This window comes from Micromonospora sp. U21, assembly GCF_018070045.1.
In the GTDB taxonomy this organism is placed as follows: Bacteria; Actinomycetota; Actinomycetes; order Mycobacteriales; family Micromonosporaceae; genus Micromonospora.
Genome location: NZ_JAGPYK010000057.1, coordinates 1 through 16,448, shown reverse-complemented (window position 1 = coordinate 16,448; position 16,448 = coordinate 1). Strand labels below are relative to the sequence as shown.

15 protein-coding genes and 3 pseudogenes are annotated in these 16,448 nt (G+C 68.3%); 12 read left to right on the top strand and 6 right to left on the bottom strand.

The window, feature by feature from the left end:
* Both KBX63_RS34020 and KBX63_RS34015 read left to right on the top strand, forming a co-directional pair.
* A pseudogene (locus KBX63_RS34020) lies at positions 1 to 103 on the top strand (IS5/IS1182 family transposase); the annotation flags it as partial.
* Between the two features lie 32 nt (positions 104 to 135).
* Positions 136 to 690, top strand: a pseudogene (locus KBX63_RS34015) (IS5 family transposase); the annotation flags it as partial.
* On the opposite strand, the gene KBX63_RS34010 reads toward KBX63_RS34015, so the two are convergent.
* From KBX63_RS34010 to KBX63_RS36600, 4 genes are read right to left on the bottom strand one after another with little or no spacing between them, the layout of a single operon-like run.
* Positions 687 to 2,498 carry a glycogen debranching N-terminal domain-containing protein gene (locus KBX63_RS34010; RefSeq protein WP_210918545.1) on the bottom strand — a complete coding sequence of 604 codons (1,812 nt, stop codon included), beginning with the start codon at positions 2,496 to 2,498 and terminating at the stop codon, positions 687 to 689. The pseudogene KBX63_RS34015 and the gene KBX63_RS34010 overlap by 4 nt on opposite strands.
* On the bottom strand, positions 2,495 to 3,820 hold the full coding sequence (locus KBX63_RS34005; RefSeq protein ID WP_210918544.1) for a trehalase family glycosidase: 1,326 nt from the start codon (positions 3,818 to 3,820) through the stop codon (positions 2,495 to 2,497). Before KBX63_RS34005 ends, KBX63_RS34010 begins: the two co-directional genes overlap by 4 nt.
* Positions 3,817 to 4,635 (bottom strand): sugar phosphate isomerase/epimerase family protein, encoded by an 819-nt coding sequence (locus KBX63_RS34000; protein WP_210918543.1) that lies wholly within the window; start codon positions 4,633 to 4,635, stop codon positions 3,817 to 3,819. The genes KBX63_RS34005 and KBX63_RS34000 overlap by 4 nt, the downstream gene beginning before the upstream one ends.
* Entirely contained in the window at positions 4,632 to 5,687 is a 1,056-nt protein-coding gene (locus tag KBX63_RS36600; RefSeq protein ID WP_210918542.1) for a zinc-binding alcohol dehydrogenase, read from the bottom strand. Before KBX63_RS36600 ends, KBX63_RS34000 begins: the two co-directional genes overlap by 4 nt.
* A 165-nt stretch (positions 5,688 to 5,852) precedes the next feature.
* Between KBX63_RS36600 and KBX63_RS33990 the strand changes: the two genes are divergently transcribed.
* The 6 genes from KBX63_RS33990 to KBX63_RS33965 all read left to right on the top strand — a co-directional run bounded on the left by KBX63_RS33990 (position 5,853) and on the right by KBX63_RS33965 (position 12,211).
* Positions 5,853 to 7,259 (top strand): extracellular solute-binding protein, encoded by a 1,407-nt coding sequence (locus KBX63_RS33990; RefSeq protein ID WP_307871942.1) that lies wholly within the window; start codon positions 5,853 to 5,855, stop codon positions 7,257 to 7,259.
* Between the two features lie 2 nt (positions 7,260 to 7,261).
* Complete coding sequence (locus KBX63_RS33985) at positions 7,262 to 8,272, top strand: carbohydrate ABC transporter permease (protein WP_210918541.1); 1,011 nt, start codon at positions 7,262 to 7,264, stop codon at positions 8,270 to 8,272.
* Between the two features lie 20 nt (positions 8,273 to 8,292).
* Positions 8,293 to 9,138 (top strand): carbohydrate ABC transporter permease, encoded by an 846-nt coding sequence (locus tag KBX63_RS33980; protein WP_307871941.1) that lies wholly within the window; start codon positions 8,293 to 8,295, stop codon positions 9,136 to 9,138.
* Between the two features lie 4 nt (positions 9,139 to 9,142).
* On the top strand, positions 9,143 to 10,309 hold the full coding sequence (locus KBX63_RS33975; RefSeq protein ID WP_210918539.1) for an ROK family transcriptional regulator: 1,167 nt from the start codon (positions 9,143 to 9,145) through the stop codon (positions 10,307 to 10,309).
* Positions 10,310 to 10,336: 27 nt separating this feature from the next.
* A complete protein-coding gene (locus KBX63_RS33970) occupies positions 10,337 to 11,284 on the top strand; it encodes a Gfo/Idh/MocA family oxidoreductase (protein ID WP_307871940.1) in 948 nt (315 codons plus the stop codon).
* Positions 11,285 to 11,485: 201 nt separating this feature from the next.
* Positions 11,486 to 12,211, top strand: coding sequence for a hypothetical protein (locus tag KBX63_RS33965; RefSeq protein ID WP_247663901.1), 726 nt, complete (start codon positions 11,486 to 11,488; stop codon positions 12,209 to 12,211).
* Positions 12,212 to 12,767: 556 nt separating this feature from the next.
* Here KBX63_RS33965 and KBX63_RS33960 read toward each other — a convergent pair.
* On the bottom strand, positions 12,768 to 13,124 hold the full coding sequence (locus KBX63_RS33960; protein WP_210918537.1) for a hypothetical protein: 357 nt from the start codon (positions 13,122 to 13,124) through the stop codon (positions 12,768 to 12,770).
* A 247-nt stretch (positions 13,125 to 13,371) separates the two neighbouring features.
* On the opposite strand from KBX63_RS33960, the gene KBX63_RS33955 reads away from it, so the two are divergent.
* The 4 genes from KBX63_RS33955 to KBX63_RS33935 all read left to right on the top strand — a co-directional run bounded on the left by KBX63_RS33955 (position 13,372) and on the right by KBX63_RS33935 (position 16,323).
* Positions 13,372 to 14,148: a DUF4184 family protein gene (locus KBX63_RS33955; RefSeq protein WP_210918536.1), complete on the top strand. Its 777-nt coding sequence runs from the start codon at positions 13,372 to 13,374 to the stop codon at positions 14,146 to 14,148.
* Between the two features lie 71 nt (positions 14,149 to 14,219).
* Complete coding sequence (locus KBX63_RS33950) at positions 14,220 to 14,747, top strand: 2'-5' RNA ligase family protein (RefSeq protein WP_210918535.1); 528 nt, start codon at positions 14,220 to 14,222, stop codon at positions 14,745 to 14,747.
* A 9-nt stretch (positions 14,748 to 14,756) separates the two neighbouring features.
* Complete coding sequence (locus KBX63_RS36965) at positions 14,757 to 15,236, top strand: alpha/beta hydrolase fold domain-containing protein (RefSeq protein WP_374102298.1); 480 nt, start codon at positions 14,757 to 14,759, stop codon at positions 15,234 to 15,236.
* 376 nt (positions 15,237 to 15,612) lie between these two features.
* Positions 15,613 to 16,323, top strand: a complete 711-nt coding sequence (locus KBX63_RS33935; protein WP_210918534.1) for a hypothetical protein — start codon at positions 15,613 to 15,615, stop codon at positions 16,321 to 16,323.
* A gap of 22 nt (positions 16,324 to 16,345) precedes the next feature.
* On the opposite strand, the pseudogene KBX63_RS35810 reads toward KBX63_RS33935, so the two are convergent.
* Positions 16,346 to 16,448 (bottom strand): annotated as a pseudogene (locus KBX63_RS35810) (IS5/IS1182 family transposase); the annotation flags it as partial.

The window sequence follows — 16,448 nt, the reverse complement described above, 5'->3', positions numbered from 1 at the left end:
CCTGTACCTGGCCGCCGCCATCGTCACCGTCCGTCAACTCATCCAACGGGCACGGGTCCTCTACCGCTGGGATACCCGGCCCACCACCCGCCGACTCAAGTGACACCTATTGCCGGTCGCTCTTAGGCCGATGTTGACGGCGAGGCGCAGAAGGAGTCGCCCGGTGGTGTGCAGGCTGAGCCGGCAGATCATGGGCTCGGCCGATCGAGGGGCGGCTGGACCACCAAGACCCATCTGGCCTGCGAGCAAGGCCGCAAACTGATGGCCGTGGTGATGACCGCCGGACAGCGCGGCGACAGCCCGCAGTTCATCCCCGTGCTGGCCAAGGTGCGGGTTACCCGAGCCGGTGGCGGCCGGCCACGGACCCGCCCCGACACGGTGCTGGCCGATAAGGCGTACACGTCCAAGGCCAACCGAGCCCACCTGCGATCCCGCGGCATCCGAGCGTGTATCCCGAGCAAGACTGATCAGGACGCGCACCGCAACGCCAAGGGGTCCAAAGGCGGGCGTCCACCCGCCTTCGACCCCGAGGTCTACCGCCTGCGTCACGCCGTGGAGTGCGGTATCAACCAGCTCAAACAACACCGAGCCATGGCCACCAGGTACGACAAGCTCGCTGTGCGCTACGAAGCCACCCTCACCATCGCCGCCATCAACCAATGGCTTCGCGCCCTACGAAACACGGCCTAGCCGCCGAGCGCGGTCAGCAGGATCAATGGGGACGCGGCCGCCCAAGCCTGTGGTGAGCAGGAATGCGGGTACGGCGTAGGACCCTCACCCGCGGTGCGGACCAGCCCGGTGAGCACCTCCGGCAGCCGGTCATCTGAGTACGCGGCGGCGGCGAGTAGGCCGTCGGCGATCCGCGCCGCGTCCTCCTGTCGGTTGGCGGCGGCGAGGCCGGCCACGGCGAATGCGGTGTCGTGCGGCCACACTCCGCCTCGGTGGTAGGAGAGGGGGTGGTACGGGGCCTGGCCCTCGGCGAGTGTGCGCACACCCCAGCCGGAGACGAAGTCATCTTCGGCCAGTCGCCGCGCGACCCGTGTGGCCCAGTCGTCGGCGAGGATGCCCGACCACAGCACGTGCCCGGCGTTGGAGGCGAGAGCATCGACCGCCCGGCCCGAGCCGTCCACGGCCAGTGCGACGAATCCGTCGGGTAGGCGGAAGTCGGCTGCGAACCGTGCCCGCAACGCGCGGGCGCGGGTGGTCAGTTCGGCTGCCCAGTCGGTGTCACCCCACACCCGCTCGGCGAGCCGGGCGGTGCCGAGCAACCCGCGGTACGCGTACCCCTGGGCCTCGCTCACGGCGATCGGCCCGCCGGCCGGGGTGCCATCCCGAAAGGCGATCGAGTCGGCGGAGTCCTTCCAGCACTGGTGCACCAGACCCGGTCCGTCCGTGCGGTAGGTCAGGTAGTCGCCCTCGTCGAGCTGGCTGCACACCCAGCCGGCGGCGGCCCGCGCCGGGCCCTCGAGGCCTTTGGCGAGGGCGTCGTCGCCAGTCAGCTCGTGGTAGGCGGCCAGCAGTACCAGGAACAACGGGGTCGCGTCGACCGTGCCGTAGTAGCGGCGGTAGGGGACGTCGCCGAGCGTCGCCAGCTCGCCGAAGCGCAGTTCATGCACCACCTTGCCGGGTTCTTCGACACTGGCGGAGTCATGGCGGTTGCCGAGGCACGCGCCGAGGGCACGGAGGGTACCGACGGCGAGTTCTGGCCGGTACGGCAGTGCGAACAGCGAGGAAATGAGACTGTCGCGGCCGAAGAGGGTGAGGAACCAGGGCGCGCCGGCGGCGGGTACGTAGGCGCCGCTCGGCAGCCCGGGCATGGTGACGCGGAGGGCGTCGAGGTCCGCGAGGCCGCGGCGGACGCAGCGGGCCAGGTCGTCGCGTGCAACGTGCGGCATCGGCGGGGAAGGGTCCATGGGAGGTGCGGGCCGCCCGGCGTCGATGGTGAGACTGACGCGGGCCGAGCCGTGCGGTGCGAGCGTGAGTGTCCAGCTCGCGCTGCCGGTGGCAAGCCGGGCCGCCGGTGCCGCGGTGACAGTTGTGCTGCGCTGGAAGCCGCGCCGCTGGTAGGCGAAGATGAGTTGATTGTCGTCGAGCGTTGCGGTCCGGATCGCGTCGGACTTGTTGAAGACCCGGTCGGCGCGCAGCTCGAACTGGTCGGCGAAGTCGGCGGCGAGGTCGTATTCGAGGCGGACGGTCTGCGGCTGGTCGACATAGGACTGCAGTGTCAGTGTCTCGACCAGCCGGCCGGCCGTCACCTCGCGGTGCCGGTGCAGCGTGAACGGCGGGTTGGACCCGCGCACGGTGTCTGGAATGGCCACCGACGTGGCACCCGAGAAGCGCAGGATCCGCGGTGACCGGCCGGACACGCGCAGTGCCAGCATCGACAGGTGTCGGCAGTCGTCGACGTACAGCCCGTCGAGTCGCTCTTCTCCCAGGTCGGCTCCGGGGCTCGCGGACAGGAGGCAGGTAGACCCGGCCACGGTGACGGAGGGGTTCATGCGGCGCGGATCAGGTCGAGGGTCAGTGCGGCCGTCCAGCTGAACCCGTCGCTGCCGTGCCCGGCACCGGTCAGCGGGTCGACGTACTCGCGGAACCCGGTCTCGTGCACGCGCTGCAGGAGCCGTGCGCGCAGGTCGTCGGCCAGCGTCGTCTCGCCGTGCAATCGCAACCCGTGCCAGAACAACCAGCTGGTGTTGACCCAGCCCGGCCCCCTCCAGTAGTGGCTTGGATCGTAATCGGGTGCGGTCAGATCGTAGGAGGGCAGCGGGCACGCTTCGCGGAGCCGGAAGCGATTGTTCAGCGCGGTGGTGACGAGGTCTCGTGCCACCGGCAGTCCCGGCACGATCAACGGCATGAGGCCGGTGACCGACCAGGAGCGGACGACTTCACCGGTCTGTACGTCGCGCGGGAAGAACATGCCTGCGGCCGGGTCGTACAGCCGGTTCATCAGGTTGGAGGTCAGGCGGGCAGCCGTGGCGCGGTGTGGCGCCGGATCGCGGCCGATCGCCGCTGCGATGTCGGCGAGTACGTGTTCGCCGGCGATCAGCAGCGCGTTGTACATCGGGTCCTCGATGGCGAAGGCGTGCACCGATGGCGAGTCTGTGTAGCCGGCGTCGCGGTAGTCGCTGGCGAGCCTGATGTAGCGGCCGTAGTCGAGGTCGGTCGGCCTCTCGGCCGCTGGCGCGTGTGCCAGGTCGCGTCGAGTGAACGAGCCGAGCGGCATCGGTTCGATTCGGGACAGCGGGGCGTCCCATGCCGGGCTGTTGTCCATCCCGGACTCCCATGGATGCACGATCGAGGCCAGGCCGGCACCGCCCAGGTCGCGCTGGGTGAGCAGGTAGTGGTGCCAGCGGGCGAGTTTCGGATACATCCGCGGCAGAAAGCCGCGGATGCGTGCGACCGCTGGATCGGCGCGATACGCGGCCCACGCGGCGAGGGCGTGCGCGGGCGGTTGCACGATCCCGGAGGTGGGCACGGCCGCCGCGTTGGAGGATCCTGAGCGCCAGAACCCCGGCCCGGGGAAGTACGCGTCCATCGCGACGCCGGGATCAAAGACGATGTGCGGCACTCGGCCGTCGCGCCACTGGGCGCCGAACAGCGACTCGAGTTCCTGCTGGGCACGGGTGGGGGACAGGTGGCGCAGTCCGATCGCGATGAACGCCGAGTCCCAGCTCCACTGGTGCGGGTAGAGCTTGGCGGCCGGAACGGTGGCGCGCGTTCGCCAGTTGGTCACCAGCACCCGCCGGGCGGCACGGTCGAGGTCACGGTGCGTGGACACCGCCTGGAGGGAGTCAACGTCGAGGCTGGGTGCGATGGTCATGCGGCGACGCCCACCGAGTGCCGGCGCAGGAGAGCGGGGATGCCGGCGACGGCCGTGACGGGTTCGCCGCGCAGCCGGCACTCGACGGCGAGGTGACCGCTGTAGCCGATCGCGTCCAGGGTGCCGAGCAGAGCCGCCCAGTCCAGGTGACCGGCGCCGGGCTGGAGGCGGTTGGAGTCGCTGACCTGGACGTGCCCGAGGTGGGCGGCGGCCATGACCAGGGCGCTGGTGGGTTCGTCCTCCTCGATGTTCATGTGGTAGGTGTCGGCGAGCACCTTGATCGAGGGCAGCCCGACCGTGTCGATCAGCTCGACCGCCTGCTCAATCCGGTTGACCATGTGGTCCTCGTAGCGGTTGAGCGGTTCGAGGGCGAGTACCACTCCCTCCCGGGCGGCGTGCTCGCCCAGCTCGGTCAGGCCCTCAATGAGCACCGCGCGATCGTCCTGCTCGCTGCGGGGCGGTTCGAACGGGGGCAGCCGGCGGGAGAACATGCCGTACGAGGCCGGCGTGCATGCGACCGCTCCCGGTCCACCGATCTCCGCGATGACCGACAGCTGGGACTTCATCTGCGCGACGGCGTCGCGGCGCAGGTCCGCGTCGAACGCGCCGAAGAAGTGCAGCATCTCCACGCACACCGATGGCATCGGCACCCCGTCGCGGGCGGCGCGGCGCAGCTCGGGCAGCCGATCGCGGAAGGCGAAGTCGCCGCGACCACGCACTTCGATCGCGTCGTAGCCCGCCCGCTGGGCGAACTCCCACTTGTCCTGCAGCGTCTCGCCGGGCAGCAGCTGCTCCTGGCAGGAAATCCTGATCATGAGAACTTCAACACCACCTGAAGTGCGTCTGCGGGGCGGCGGTCGAGCATGTCGAAGGCCTCCGCTGCCTCTTCCACCGGGATGACATGAGTAACCAGCCCGACCGGGTCGACCTGGCGGTCGAGGGCGAGCTGGAGGAACGTGTGGTTGAGCCGTGCCTGGTTCCACCGGCCAGCTAGTTTCGGCGGAACCCCGCCGATCTGGGAAGACACGAGTCGCACCCGGTTGTGATGGAACTCGTCGCCGAGCCGTAGTCCGACGCCGTCGCCCTGGTAGAAGCCGGCGGAGACGACCCGGCCGTCGACGGTCACGGAACGGATCGCGTCGTGCAGCGCGTGGTAAGAGCCGCTGATCTCGATCGCGACGTCGGCGCCGCGGCCCCTGGTGAGCTGGCGCAGCTGCTGGGCGACGTTCTCGGTGGTGGCGTTGATGGTGGCTGCGGCTCCGTACTCGCGCGCCTTGTCCAGTCGCGACGGCTCGGTGTCGATGGCGATCGCAGTGGCGCCGCTCAGCTGAACCAGCCGGGTAGTGAGCAGGCCGAGCACGCCCTGACCGAAGACGGCGACCGTTTCCCCGAGATGGATGTCGGCGGCGAGCACGGCGTTGAGCGCCACCGCGCCGACGCGGGCGAAGGTCGCGGCGACCGGATCGAGGCCCTCGGGCAGCACGCAGCCGCGCAGCCGGTCCACCGGGAGCACGGCCTCGCCGCGATGCCCCCAGATGCCCCACACCTGCTGGCCCACCACCGGGATCGAGGGATCGCCGGCGTCAGCCAGGTCGGATGCGACCTCGACGACTTCCCCCACCTCGGAGTAGCCGAGTCCGGCAATGGGGTAGCTGAGGCCGCTGCTGCCCTCGACGAACAGTCGTAGGTCGGGATCCCATGTCCTGTTCAGGTAGGGGTTGGTGCCCCGGTAGGCCGTCAGTTCGGTCCCGGCGGAGATGCCGGAGAAGCTGGTGCGAACCCTGATCTGGTCTGGTTTGAGCTCGGTGCTGGGCTGCTCGATCACCTCGACGCGACGCGGCGACGTGAACTGGACTGTTTGTGACACTCTGGTCTTTCACCCCAAGGTTGGGTATGGACGCACGACGTATCGCGCAGCTACAGCCGAGAATATTACCGAGTTATGTCTTGCAATCAAGCATAAGTGCTGATGAAATCTGGCCGTAACGAGTTCACATTGCATGGTCATCGACATACCACGGAGGGTAGCCTCGTGAAGATCAGAAGCGGCCGGAGTCAACGGTGGCTCGCGGGCGGCGTCACGCTGGGCCTGCTGGCCATGCCGGCGCTGGTCGGTTGCGGCGACGGTGAGGACAGCAGTGACGCCAACACGCTGACCGTGTGGAGCCTGGAGAACCAGACCGACCGCGTGCAGGCGACCCAGGCGATCGCCGACAAGTTCACTCAGCAGACGGGGATCCAGGTCAAGATCGTCGCCACCGACGAGAACCAGTTCACCAGCCTCATCACCTCCGCCGCTGCCGCCGGCACCCTGCCCGACGTGGTTGGCGCGCTGCCCTTGGCGTCCGTGGCGCAGATGGCCTCCAACGACCTCCTCGACACCAAGGCGGCCGCATCGGTCGTCGACGAGCTCGGCCGCGACACCTTCTCCGCGCGGGCGCTCGAACTCAGCAGCCAGGACGGCAACCAGCTCGCCGTGCCCTCAGACGGCTGGGCGCAGCTGCTGTTCTACCGCAAGGACCTGTTCGGCCAGGCCGGTCTGCAGGCGCCGGACACCTTCGACAGGATTCGCCAGGCGGCGCAGAAGCTCAACACCGGCGACATGGCCGGCATGGCCATCGCGACGGTGCCCAACGACGCGTTCACCGCCCAGAGCTTCGAGAACTTCGCGCTCGGCAACGGCTGCCAGCTGGTCGACGACGCGAAGAAAATCACCCTCGACTCGCCTCAGTGCATCGAGACGTTCCAGCTCTACAGCGACCTGGCGCGCAAGTGGTCGGTGCCGGGCGCGCAGGATGTCGACACCACCCGGGCCACCTACTTCTCCGGTAAGTCCGCGATGGTCGTGTGGTCCTCGTTCCTGCTCGACGAGATGGCCGCGCTGCGCAACGACGCGCTGCCGACGTGCCCGCAGTGCAAGCAGGACCGGACGTTCCTGGCGAAGAACACCGGCATCGTGACCGCGGTGGCCGGCCCGAATGGTCAGCCCCAGGGCTTCGGCGAGATCACCAGCTGGGCGATCACCAACACCGGCGAGGACACCGCCAACGCCCGCAAGTTCACGCAGTTCATGATGAACGAGGGCTACCCTCAGTGGCTCGGCATCGCCCCGGAGGGCAAGTTCCCGGTCCGCAAGGGGGACAAGAGCGATCCGGCGAAGTTCACCACCGCCTGGAACGGCCTGCCGGCCGGCGTCGACACCAAGAAGCCGCTCGGCGAGGTCTACCCGGCCGACGTGCTGGCCGCGCTGTCGAAGAGCCCCGACACCTTCCAGCGCTGGGGCTTCCCCCAGAAGCAGGGGGCACTGGTCGGCGCCACGCTCGGCGAACTCCCCGTGCCGAAGGCGATCAACGCGCTCACGAACGGCGAGTCCGACGCCGCCGCCGCAGCGAAGCGGGCCGCCGAAGACGTCCGTACGATCCAGAAGTCCATCGGGTAACGATGGCCACCACTCACGAGCCGAGGCCGGCGGAGGCGCGGAAGCGCCGCCGCCGGCCCACCGGCCTGCGACGACCGCTCACGCGTAAGCAGCAGGAGAACCGCGCAGGCCTGGCCTACCTGTCACCAACGCTGATCATCGTCATCGTCGTCGTGATCGTGCCGATCCTCTGGACGATCATGCTGGCGTTCCAGCGGATCCGGCTCATCAACGTGCGCCGCGCCAGTGTGTTCGGCCAGTACACCCTCGCCAACCTCGAACTGGTGCTCACCTCGCCGGGTTTCTGGTCGTCCCTGTGGACCACGCTCGTCTACACCGTCGGCAGCACCGCCCTGTCCATCCTCTTCGGGCTCATCGCCGCGCTCGCGCTGCGCGGGCGCTTCCGGGGCCGCACGCTCGTGCGGGCCGCGGTCCTGTTTCCGTACGTCGCGCCGGTCGTAGCGGTGACGTTCGTCTGGGAGATCCTGCTGAGCCCGCAATTCGGTCTCGCCAACAACTGGGGCACCCGGTTCCTCGGCTGGGACCGCCCGATCGCGTTCCTCAGCCAGCGGGAGTACCCCCTCTCGTTGTTCGGGATCCACGTCGATGTACCGATGGCGCTACTGACAGTCATCGCCTTCGAGGCGTGGCGCTACTTCCCGTTCGCGTTCCTCTTCCTGCTGGCTCGACTACAGGCCGTACCCGGTGAGCTGGAGGAGGCAGCCCTGGTCGACGGAGCGGCACCGAGCCAGACGTTCCGCCGCATCCTGCTGCCGCAGCTCGCGCCGGTCATCGCGCTGCTGTCCGTGCTGAGGTTCGTCATGACCTTCAACAAATTCGACGACGTCTACCTGCTCACCGGCGGGGGCGCGGGCACCGAGGTGGTCAGCGTACGGGTCTACGAGTTCCTCACGGCACGCTTCGACATCGGCGCCGCGGCCGCGCAGGCGCTGGTGCTCGCCGCGGGACTCGTCGTCGTGCTGATGATCTACCTGCGGTTCTTCGCGCCGCGGATCGAGGGGGAGGAGGCATGATGGACCGTCACTCGTTCGAGGTGCGACTGTTCGGCATCCTGCGTTGGGTGGTCATCGCCGGGCTTGTCGTGGTGACCATGTTCCCCTTCTGCTACATGCTCCTGTTGTCCGTGCGGCCGATCGAGGAGGTGCTGGCCAACCCCGGCCGCCTCTGGGCCGGTCCGTCGGAGTGGACGATCGAGACGTACCGGGAGGTGCTCACCCCCACCGCTGCCGGCGGCCAGGGTTTCCTGCGCCTCCTCGCCAACTCCGCGATGGTGTCGGCCGCCGCGACCGTGCTCACGCTGCTCGTGTCGATCCCCGGCTCGTACGCGGTCAGCCGGCTCCGCTTCACCGGACGCCGCCAGGTGCACTTCCTATTCCTTGCGGTCTACCTGTTCCCGTCCATCCTGCTGGCAATCCCGCTGTTCGTGCTGTTCACCCGGCTCGGGCTTCGCGGTTCGCTCGCCGGCCTGACCATCGTCTACATCGCGCAGACGGTGCCAGTATCGATCTACATGTTGCGCAACTACCTGTCGACCATTCCCGAAAGTCTCGAGGAAGCCGCCGCCGTAGACGGATACACCCGGCTGCAGACCATCCGCAAGGTGGTGTTGCCCCTGGCCGCGCCAGCGGTGATGGCCAATGCCCTGTACGTGTTCATGATAGCTTGGAACGAGTTCCTGTTTGCCCTGCTCTTCCTGGTCGAAGACCGGGCTGACTGGACAGTCTCACTAGGACTCGCCCAGCTCTCTGGCGGCATCGAGGTGAGCAAAACGGTGTTGATGGCGGGGTCGGTCGTCCTCACCCTACCGATCGTGATCATCTTCTTCGCCGCCGAGCGCTTGCTGACGGAGGGACTGACCGCTGGTGCGGACAAGGGCTAGGCCGGTGGGCAACCAGAGTTCTGCCGGTCACCTGCTGTGGCTGGTCCGGACGGGCCGCGCCCGCACCCGGGCGGAACTCCAGACCTACACCGGGCTGTCCCGCTCGACAGTCACGCAACGCATCGACGCGCTACGGGCCGCCGGTTACCTCCGCGCCTCCGGCGTAGAAGGATCGACCGGCGGCCGACCAGCGGAGCTTCTTGAGCTCGACACCGGCCACGGTGTGGTGATGGTGGCCGACCTCGGCGCCAATCACGCCCGGGCCGCCATCGTCGACCTCAGCGGGCAACTGCTCGCCGAAGAGCACGAACTCATTAAGATCGGCGTCGGCCCGGACGCCGTGCTGGGCTGGGTCGACGACGCCTTCGCCCGGCTGCTTCCCAAAACCGGCTGGGAGCCCACCCAGGTGCGTGGGATTGGCGTCGGTGTGCCCGGCCCGGTCGAATTCGACGCGGGCATGGTGACCCAACCACCGATCATGCCCGGCTGGGACGGCTACCCGATCGCCGAGCGACTGCGCACCACCTGGAACCGACCCGTTTACATCGACAACGACGCCAACCTGATGGCACTGGGCGAGCAGACCACCCACTACCCCGACTGCCCGACGCTGGTGCTGGTGAAAGTCGCAACCGGGATCGGCGCAGGCGTCATCGTCGACGGGCAGGTCTACCGCGGCATCGACGGCGGCGCCGGCGACATCGGACACATCCGACTGCACGACTATCCGCAGGCCCGCTGCCAGTGCGGCCTCTACGGATGCCTGGCAGCGGTGGCCAGCGGACTCGCACTGGCCCAACGCCTCACCGCCGACGGCACCCCCACCTCCTCCGGAGCCGAGCTCATCGAGCGGATCCGCTCCGGTCACGCCGAGGCGGTGCACCTGGCCCGCACGGCGGGCAAGCTGGTCGGCGAGGTACTCGCGACTGTCGTCTGCCTGCTCAATCCAGGCGTACTGGTCATCGCGGGCGACCTGGCCGACCTCCATTTCGTGACCGGGGTGCGCGAGATGCTGTACCAGAGTGCGCTACCCCGCTCGACCCGCCGTCTCGAGGTCACGACCAGTCAGCTCGGCGACCGGGCGGTGCTGACCGGCGCGCACGCGATGGTGATCGAGCAGGTGTACGCCTCCGAAACCGTCGACGCCGCCCTCGAAACCGCCCTCGTCTGACCATCCCGCCGCCAAGCCACAGTCGCCGTGCACCTCTTGCGACGTGATGTGCCGCAACAAGCTGGAGAACGAGCCGTGCAACACGATGAAACCCCGAACGTAGACCCGGTCGCGGTGGGACTGGTGGGCTCCGGACCATGGGCAGCGACCATGCACGGGCCGGTACTAGCCTCCGGGCCCGAGACGCGGCTGACCGCCGTATGGGCGCGCCGACCGGAAGCAGCCACCGAGCTCGCCGCCACACTCGGCACAACCGCTGCCAATTCCTACGAGGACCTGCTAGACCGATGCGAGGCGGTCGCGTTCGCCGTGCCTCCCGACGTGCAGGCCGCCCTCGCCATCCGCGCGGCGAAGGCGGGCAAGGCCCTGCTACTGGAGAAACCCCTCGCGCTCAACCTGGACGACGCCCGCCGACTCGCCGACGCCGTCGACAACGCCGGCGTGATCAGCCAGGTGGTGCTGACCAAGCGCTACCATCCCCGCACCCGCGCCTTCCTCACCGCCGCGCAAGACTTTCCGGCCATCGGCGCCCGCGCCAGCTACCTGCACGGCGCGTTCCTCGGCGGGCCGTTCGCCACCGGCTGGCGAATGACCTACGGCGCCCTGTACGACCTCGGCCCACACCTGCTCGATCTCGCCGACGCCGCGCTCGGCCCCATCGCCGATCTCACCGCTCGGGGCGACTCGCGGCGGTGGATCGAGCTGACCTGTCAACACGAGGACGGAGCGGTCAGCCAACTCTCGCTCTCGGGCGCAGTCGGCTTGCCGTCCTCACGTGCCGGCATCGAGATCTTCGGTGCCACCGGAGCGATGAGCCTCGATTTTGCCACCGTGGACCACGCCGAGTGCTGGCCGATCATGAGGGCTGAGTTCGCGGCCGCCGTACGCACGAGGACACCACATTCCCTCGACATCCGCCGCGGGATGCTGCTCCAGGAACTGCTCTCCAGGGCGGTTTGCCGGGCGACCGAATGAGCGAATGGCTGGGACGCCGACCCACGCGGAACGCCTTGATCAGGCTCTTCGGCTCGGTGACCTCTTCGGCGGATCCGAAGGCTTCAGCAGTGGCGCCCGGGTGGTCAGTTGGGTGGCGAGCGACTCGCCGACGTGCGGCTGACCCGAGGGCGGAGTGAAACGGTGGTGCGGTCCTCATAGGGGCTGTGGATGATGGTTGGTGTGACTGAAAAGGGCAGCGGGTCCGCGGAGCAGCGCCTGTACGACGCGGTGGCGCATTGGAACACCGGCACCGGGTACGGCTTGGCGGACTTGATCCATGCCGCTTGTCAGGCGCTGATCGACGGGCTGGACTCGCCGACGTTGCGTGAGCTCGCCGGTGCTTCGGTGCATGACTCGTCCTGGGATATCGGCGAACTCGTGGGCAAGTCGCTTGGAGAACTAGGGATTCCCTATCCGGGCACTGTCCCTCCAGGCTTCGCCCTTGCCCCAGGTGGAGGAGTCGCCCGCCGGCCAGGAGTCGACTCTCTCCGTCTGGAGGTATCGCCGGTGCCCGGCGACGCCGGCGGCGGATTCCAGGTGCAGGTCTACGTCAACGGTACGGAGATGACCTCTGCCGGAGCGGGTCTCGGGATGGACCCGTACGACGTCCTTGTTCCCACCAATCGTCTCGTGGCCGCCTCCCAGCCGTGCACCGTTGCGATCGCTCGATGCGAGTGTGGTGTCTACGGCTGCGGATCCACAGACGTCACCATCGCGCGGGATGGCGATCTGGTGCACTGGGACTGGTCGCTCGAGGTGCCCATGATGAGGGGCGTGTCGTTCGTAGCTGCGGAGTACGACGTGGAAGTCGCACGGATGGTCGCGGATCATTCGTGGGAGACGTCCGAGCGTGCGGCCGGACGACGTGTCCTGACGGACGTGGACCGCGAGCGGATGCTCACTTAAGTAGCCGCGATCCGCGCGACTGCAGCTGAACTGTTGGGCCTCGGTTGAGCCGTTTCGGGAGCCCGCTCACGATGAGCGGGCTCCCCGGAGCCTGGCCCGGCTCGAACGGTGCTGCCATCCCTGGGCCAGTGACGTGCGGTACCGGCGCCGCACGTTGGGCAGGCCGGCCTACGAGGTTAGTGCGTCCAAGCCCTGGTAGGGGAGTTCGTATACCTCGCCGGTTGGTCCTGCTCCCCATTCCGGTGGGCCCGGCCGTCGGCCATGGTCGAAGCTGCGGGGAGGTGGCTGCTCCGATGGCCATACCTCAGGCCAGCGTCCGCGATCTGACGAGGAACGACTGCGGGACTATCCACCGCCGGTCGACCGCCGCAGCCCAGTTACGAGCCGGGGATCGGGGGAGCAGGTTGGGAGCGACAGGGTGCACTGAACGGCCTTCAACTGCACCGAACTGCACCCGACGGCCCGCAACTGCACCCACCCCTGCCTGCGGTTTCTCATCTCCGCAGGTCAGAGTCGGTGCGGCGTCCGGCTTCACACCGAAGAGGTCGTGGCTCACCTATCCGATGTCTTGGCCTCTAGCAAACCCCATCGGGGCAAAGATGCATGCTGGAGCGAAGGAGACGATGAGAAGCAGGAGGTCCACAGTCAGGCTGTGGAACGGGGAGCTCAGGAACACGCTGACGCAGTACGAGGCGAGCATGAGCGCGAGGCTGCGCTTCAACCAGGGCCCGTCGTTGACGACGCCGAGCGGCACACCGATCGCCATTCCCGTCCCGCTTAGCACTACGGCCATCACAAGGACGGCGGTAAGAGCGTCGGCCGTTGAGCCGTCAGCGTGAGAGATGTACGACCCCGAGAGGAAGCCAAAGATGACTGCCACGACGGCCGTCGAGGCGCGGACAGTCGCTCGCATGGCGGGACACTACATGGTCGCCGTACTGCCCATAGGTGCGGCACCGCTCGTAGTCTCCCGGCACGGCTGGGTGACTATTTGGGTTGCGACCATAACGTCACCTGCGTCGCCATGGATCCCGCCGGCAAGAGCAGCGGCTCCCTGCGCGGCTGACCCCCGCGGCGACAGCTGCACCGTGGTGCCCGGCCTGTACACCGCCAGCCGACGGTGACAGCGCACCAGGATCCATCCAAGCGAGGGAGGCGAGGTGCCGTTCACCGGTAGTCACGTCGCGGCCGTGCTGCCGCTGGCGCGGTCAGCCTGGCTGGCGCCGTCGGCCCTCGTGCTCGGGAGCATGGTTCCCGACCTTCCCTACTACCTGCCGCTGCCGGTGCAGGCGACATTGACCCACTCGCTCGCCGGCGTCCTCGGCGTCGACGTGCTGCTGGGTCTAGCGGCAGCGGCCCTGTGGCATGGGCTGCTGGCCCGCTTCCTGATCGCCATCTCGCCGATCCGGTTACGCGATTGCCTACCCCCGCCCGCGCGTCATCGTCACCGGCCGGCTGTCCACGTGGCGATACTGGTCGTCTCGCTGGTGCTCGGCGCGGCGACCCACGTGCTGTGGGACTCGTTCACACACGACGGAATGTGGGGGGCCACGCACATCCGCTGGCTGGCCGAGTCGCACCTCGGCATGCCCGGCTATCGCTGGGCGCAGCGCATGAGCGGCCTCGTCGGCGCTTGCGCCGTCGTGGTCTGGCTGGTCCGATGGTGGCGTACGCGGTCGTCCGCGACGGCGACCGCGCAGTGGCCGTCGGCCGAGCGGGTGCTCGTGGTGCTGGCCTGGACGGCCATCGGCCTCGCCGCCGCTGCCGGCGCCGCGCTGGCCGCCACGGAAGATGTGGCACCGCAGCGAATGGTGTTCCTGGCCGTCACCCGTGCCGGCGGTGCCGCCATGACGACCGCGATCGTCCTCGCGGCCTGCTACACCGTCCTGGCCCAGCACGGCCACCGATCCCGCACTGGCCGCAGCCGCTCAAGCTAAGTTCTGTCTCGCAGCTCTCCTGGTCACGAATCCCGGTGGACTGTCAGGAGTGATGATCGGAAACTGTGGCGATGGAGCCGACAGAGACTGCGCTGATCGTCGCCGTGCCCGAGGCTGAGCGGGCCGTGGGGCGCTTCCGGTCCGCTCTGGACATCGCGGCCAGCTGGGGAGTACCCGCTCATGTGACCGTGCTCTACCCGTTCTTGCCCCTAGACCGGATCAACGACGATGTGCTCGCCACCCTGAGTCAGATCTTCGAATCCACACCGCGGTTCGATATCTCGTTCGCGGAGGTCAAGTGGTTCGGAGACAGCGTGGTCTGGCTCTCGCCGCAGGCGGATGGCGGGTTGCGTCAACTCACCGCGGCCGTGTGGCGGCGATTCCCCGAGTCTCCGCCGTATGCCGGCGCCCATGCCGACGTCGTACCGCATCTGACCATCGGCCGTGACGCCCCGAAGCACGTCCTGGTCCAAGCCGCCGAGGCTGTCGCCGGCCACCTGCCGATCCGCGCCACCGTCGACGCGGTCCGGCTCATTGCCGGGGCACCGGAACCCGACTCCTGGCACACACTGCGCGAGTTTCGGCTCGGCACGGCATAGCGCCGCTGCATAGCTTCGCCCCTCAGTCGACCCGTACTGACCCAACTCGGGACGGCACGTAGCGATCGGCAGCGCTGTCCGCGTGCAAGCGATCACCGCGTCCCGGTCAGACTGGATTCACCCGTTCACCGGCCTGCGCCCTACCCAGTTTCGGCGGCTGCACGCCTTCGCGGGTGTGCCGAGGGCGCCCAGGATTCCCGCGTTGACCTGCTCTCCCCCGACGCCGCGCAGCTGCGGAGCATGCCACCGACGCTGGTCATCACCGACGAGCGTGACGTGCTGCGTAGCCAGGGCCAGGAGTTCGCCCGGCACCTAGAGGCCGCAGGCGTGGATAGTGCCCTGGCTCATTACGACGGGATGATGCACGAATTCTTCGGCGCCGCCGCCGTACTCGACAAGGCGGCGCACGCCCAGCAGGCCGCCGCCGAGCATCTCACTCGGCGTCTTGCGCAACCTGCGGCAGCAGAGCGATCCGTGCGTCGTGCCTGAGCCATCGACGCAGGTGGCGATCACCGCCCGCGGTTCGACACGGGCCGGCGACCGATTGCGCGGCCCGTGTTCAGTCCGCACACGACCAATTCCGCCCGCTGCCTCATCGAGCGTCGCTGTGCACGCCTTGGATGGCCTGGCGGAAGAGGGGTGCCCCACCTTCTACGCCTCGGAGCGACCGGATGTCCGTCGGCGGAGGAGCAGGCCGCCGCCGAACTGGTCCGGCTGGCCAAGTAACGGGGCTAGGCGCCCGCCTTCGCACCATCCGCCGCACCAACCACCACCCGGTTACCCGGATCAAAGGCCACCGGCCCCACAAGCTCACCCCCAATGGCTAACCCAACCGCCCGGCCCAGCGGTCTACGGAGCCGTGCAGATGGACGGCGGCCTGACCTGCTGGTTAGATCACGCCGTGACGAGGGTCGAGGAGTTGTTAGCGGAGGCGGCGACGGACCCGCGTGCCGCAGCGTGGGACGTGTTGTATGAGCGGGCCTGCCAGGAAGGCTTCCACGAACCCGAAGAGGCGCTGCTCATCGCGCGGCTAGCGAAACTCGCTTCTGAGTTCATGCCCGCCGATCGTGACGAGGTGCTGATACTCGCCGGGAAACTAGCGGTCGACATGGATGAGCAATCTCACCGCCGGCACGCCGACACCCTGGCGCAGCTGCGTCACCTGACCATCGACTGGCTGCCGACGCCGATTGACGCGCAGTCGTTCATCTACCGTCTCCGCGCGGTCATGGCTCTGCAGGGCGACATGCTCTGGGGCGAAGAACTCGAACGGCTCATCCACGACGAGGTCGAAGTCGAGTGCCCGCAGTGTGAGACTTCGCTGTTCATAGCGTTCGGCGATCGAGGTCACTTCGCCACGCACGAGGACTATGCGACGAAGCCGAATGTCGTGCAGACGCCGTTGCTGCCGGCTACACCCGTTGATCTTGACGGTGTCGGCCTGCGACTGCATCGCATGAGCACCGAAGCCGGACAGCAGACCGTTGCCGAAGCGGTCACCTACGTATTCGGCCGCGCCACCTGCACCCAGTGCGGTAGCACGTTCCGGGTATCGGACCAGGTCGAGCGTTATTAGTGGTCGCGCAAATAGGTGGGCTTCATGGTCGGCGGGTGGGGCGGGTGTCCCATCGGTACAAGATCCACGCCTGGCGGATGAGGCTACGGATGGTGATGATGGCGTCGGCGAGGTCGAAGTAGGCG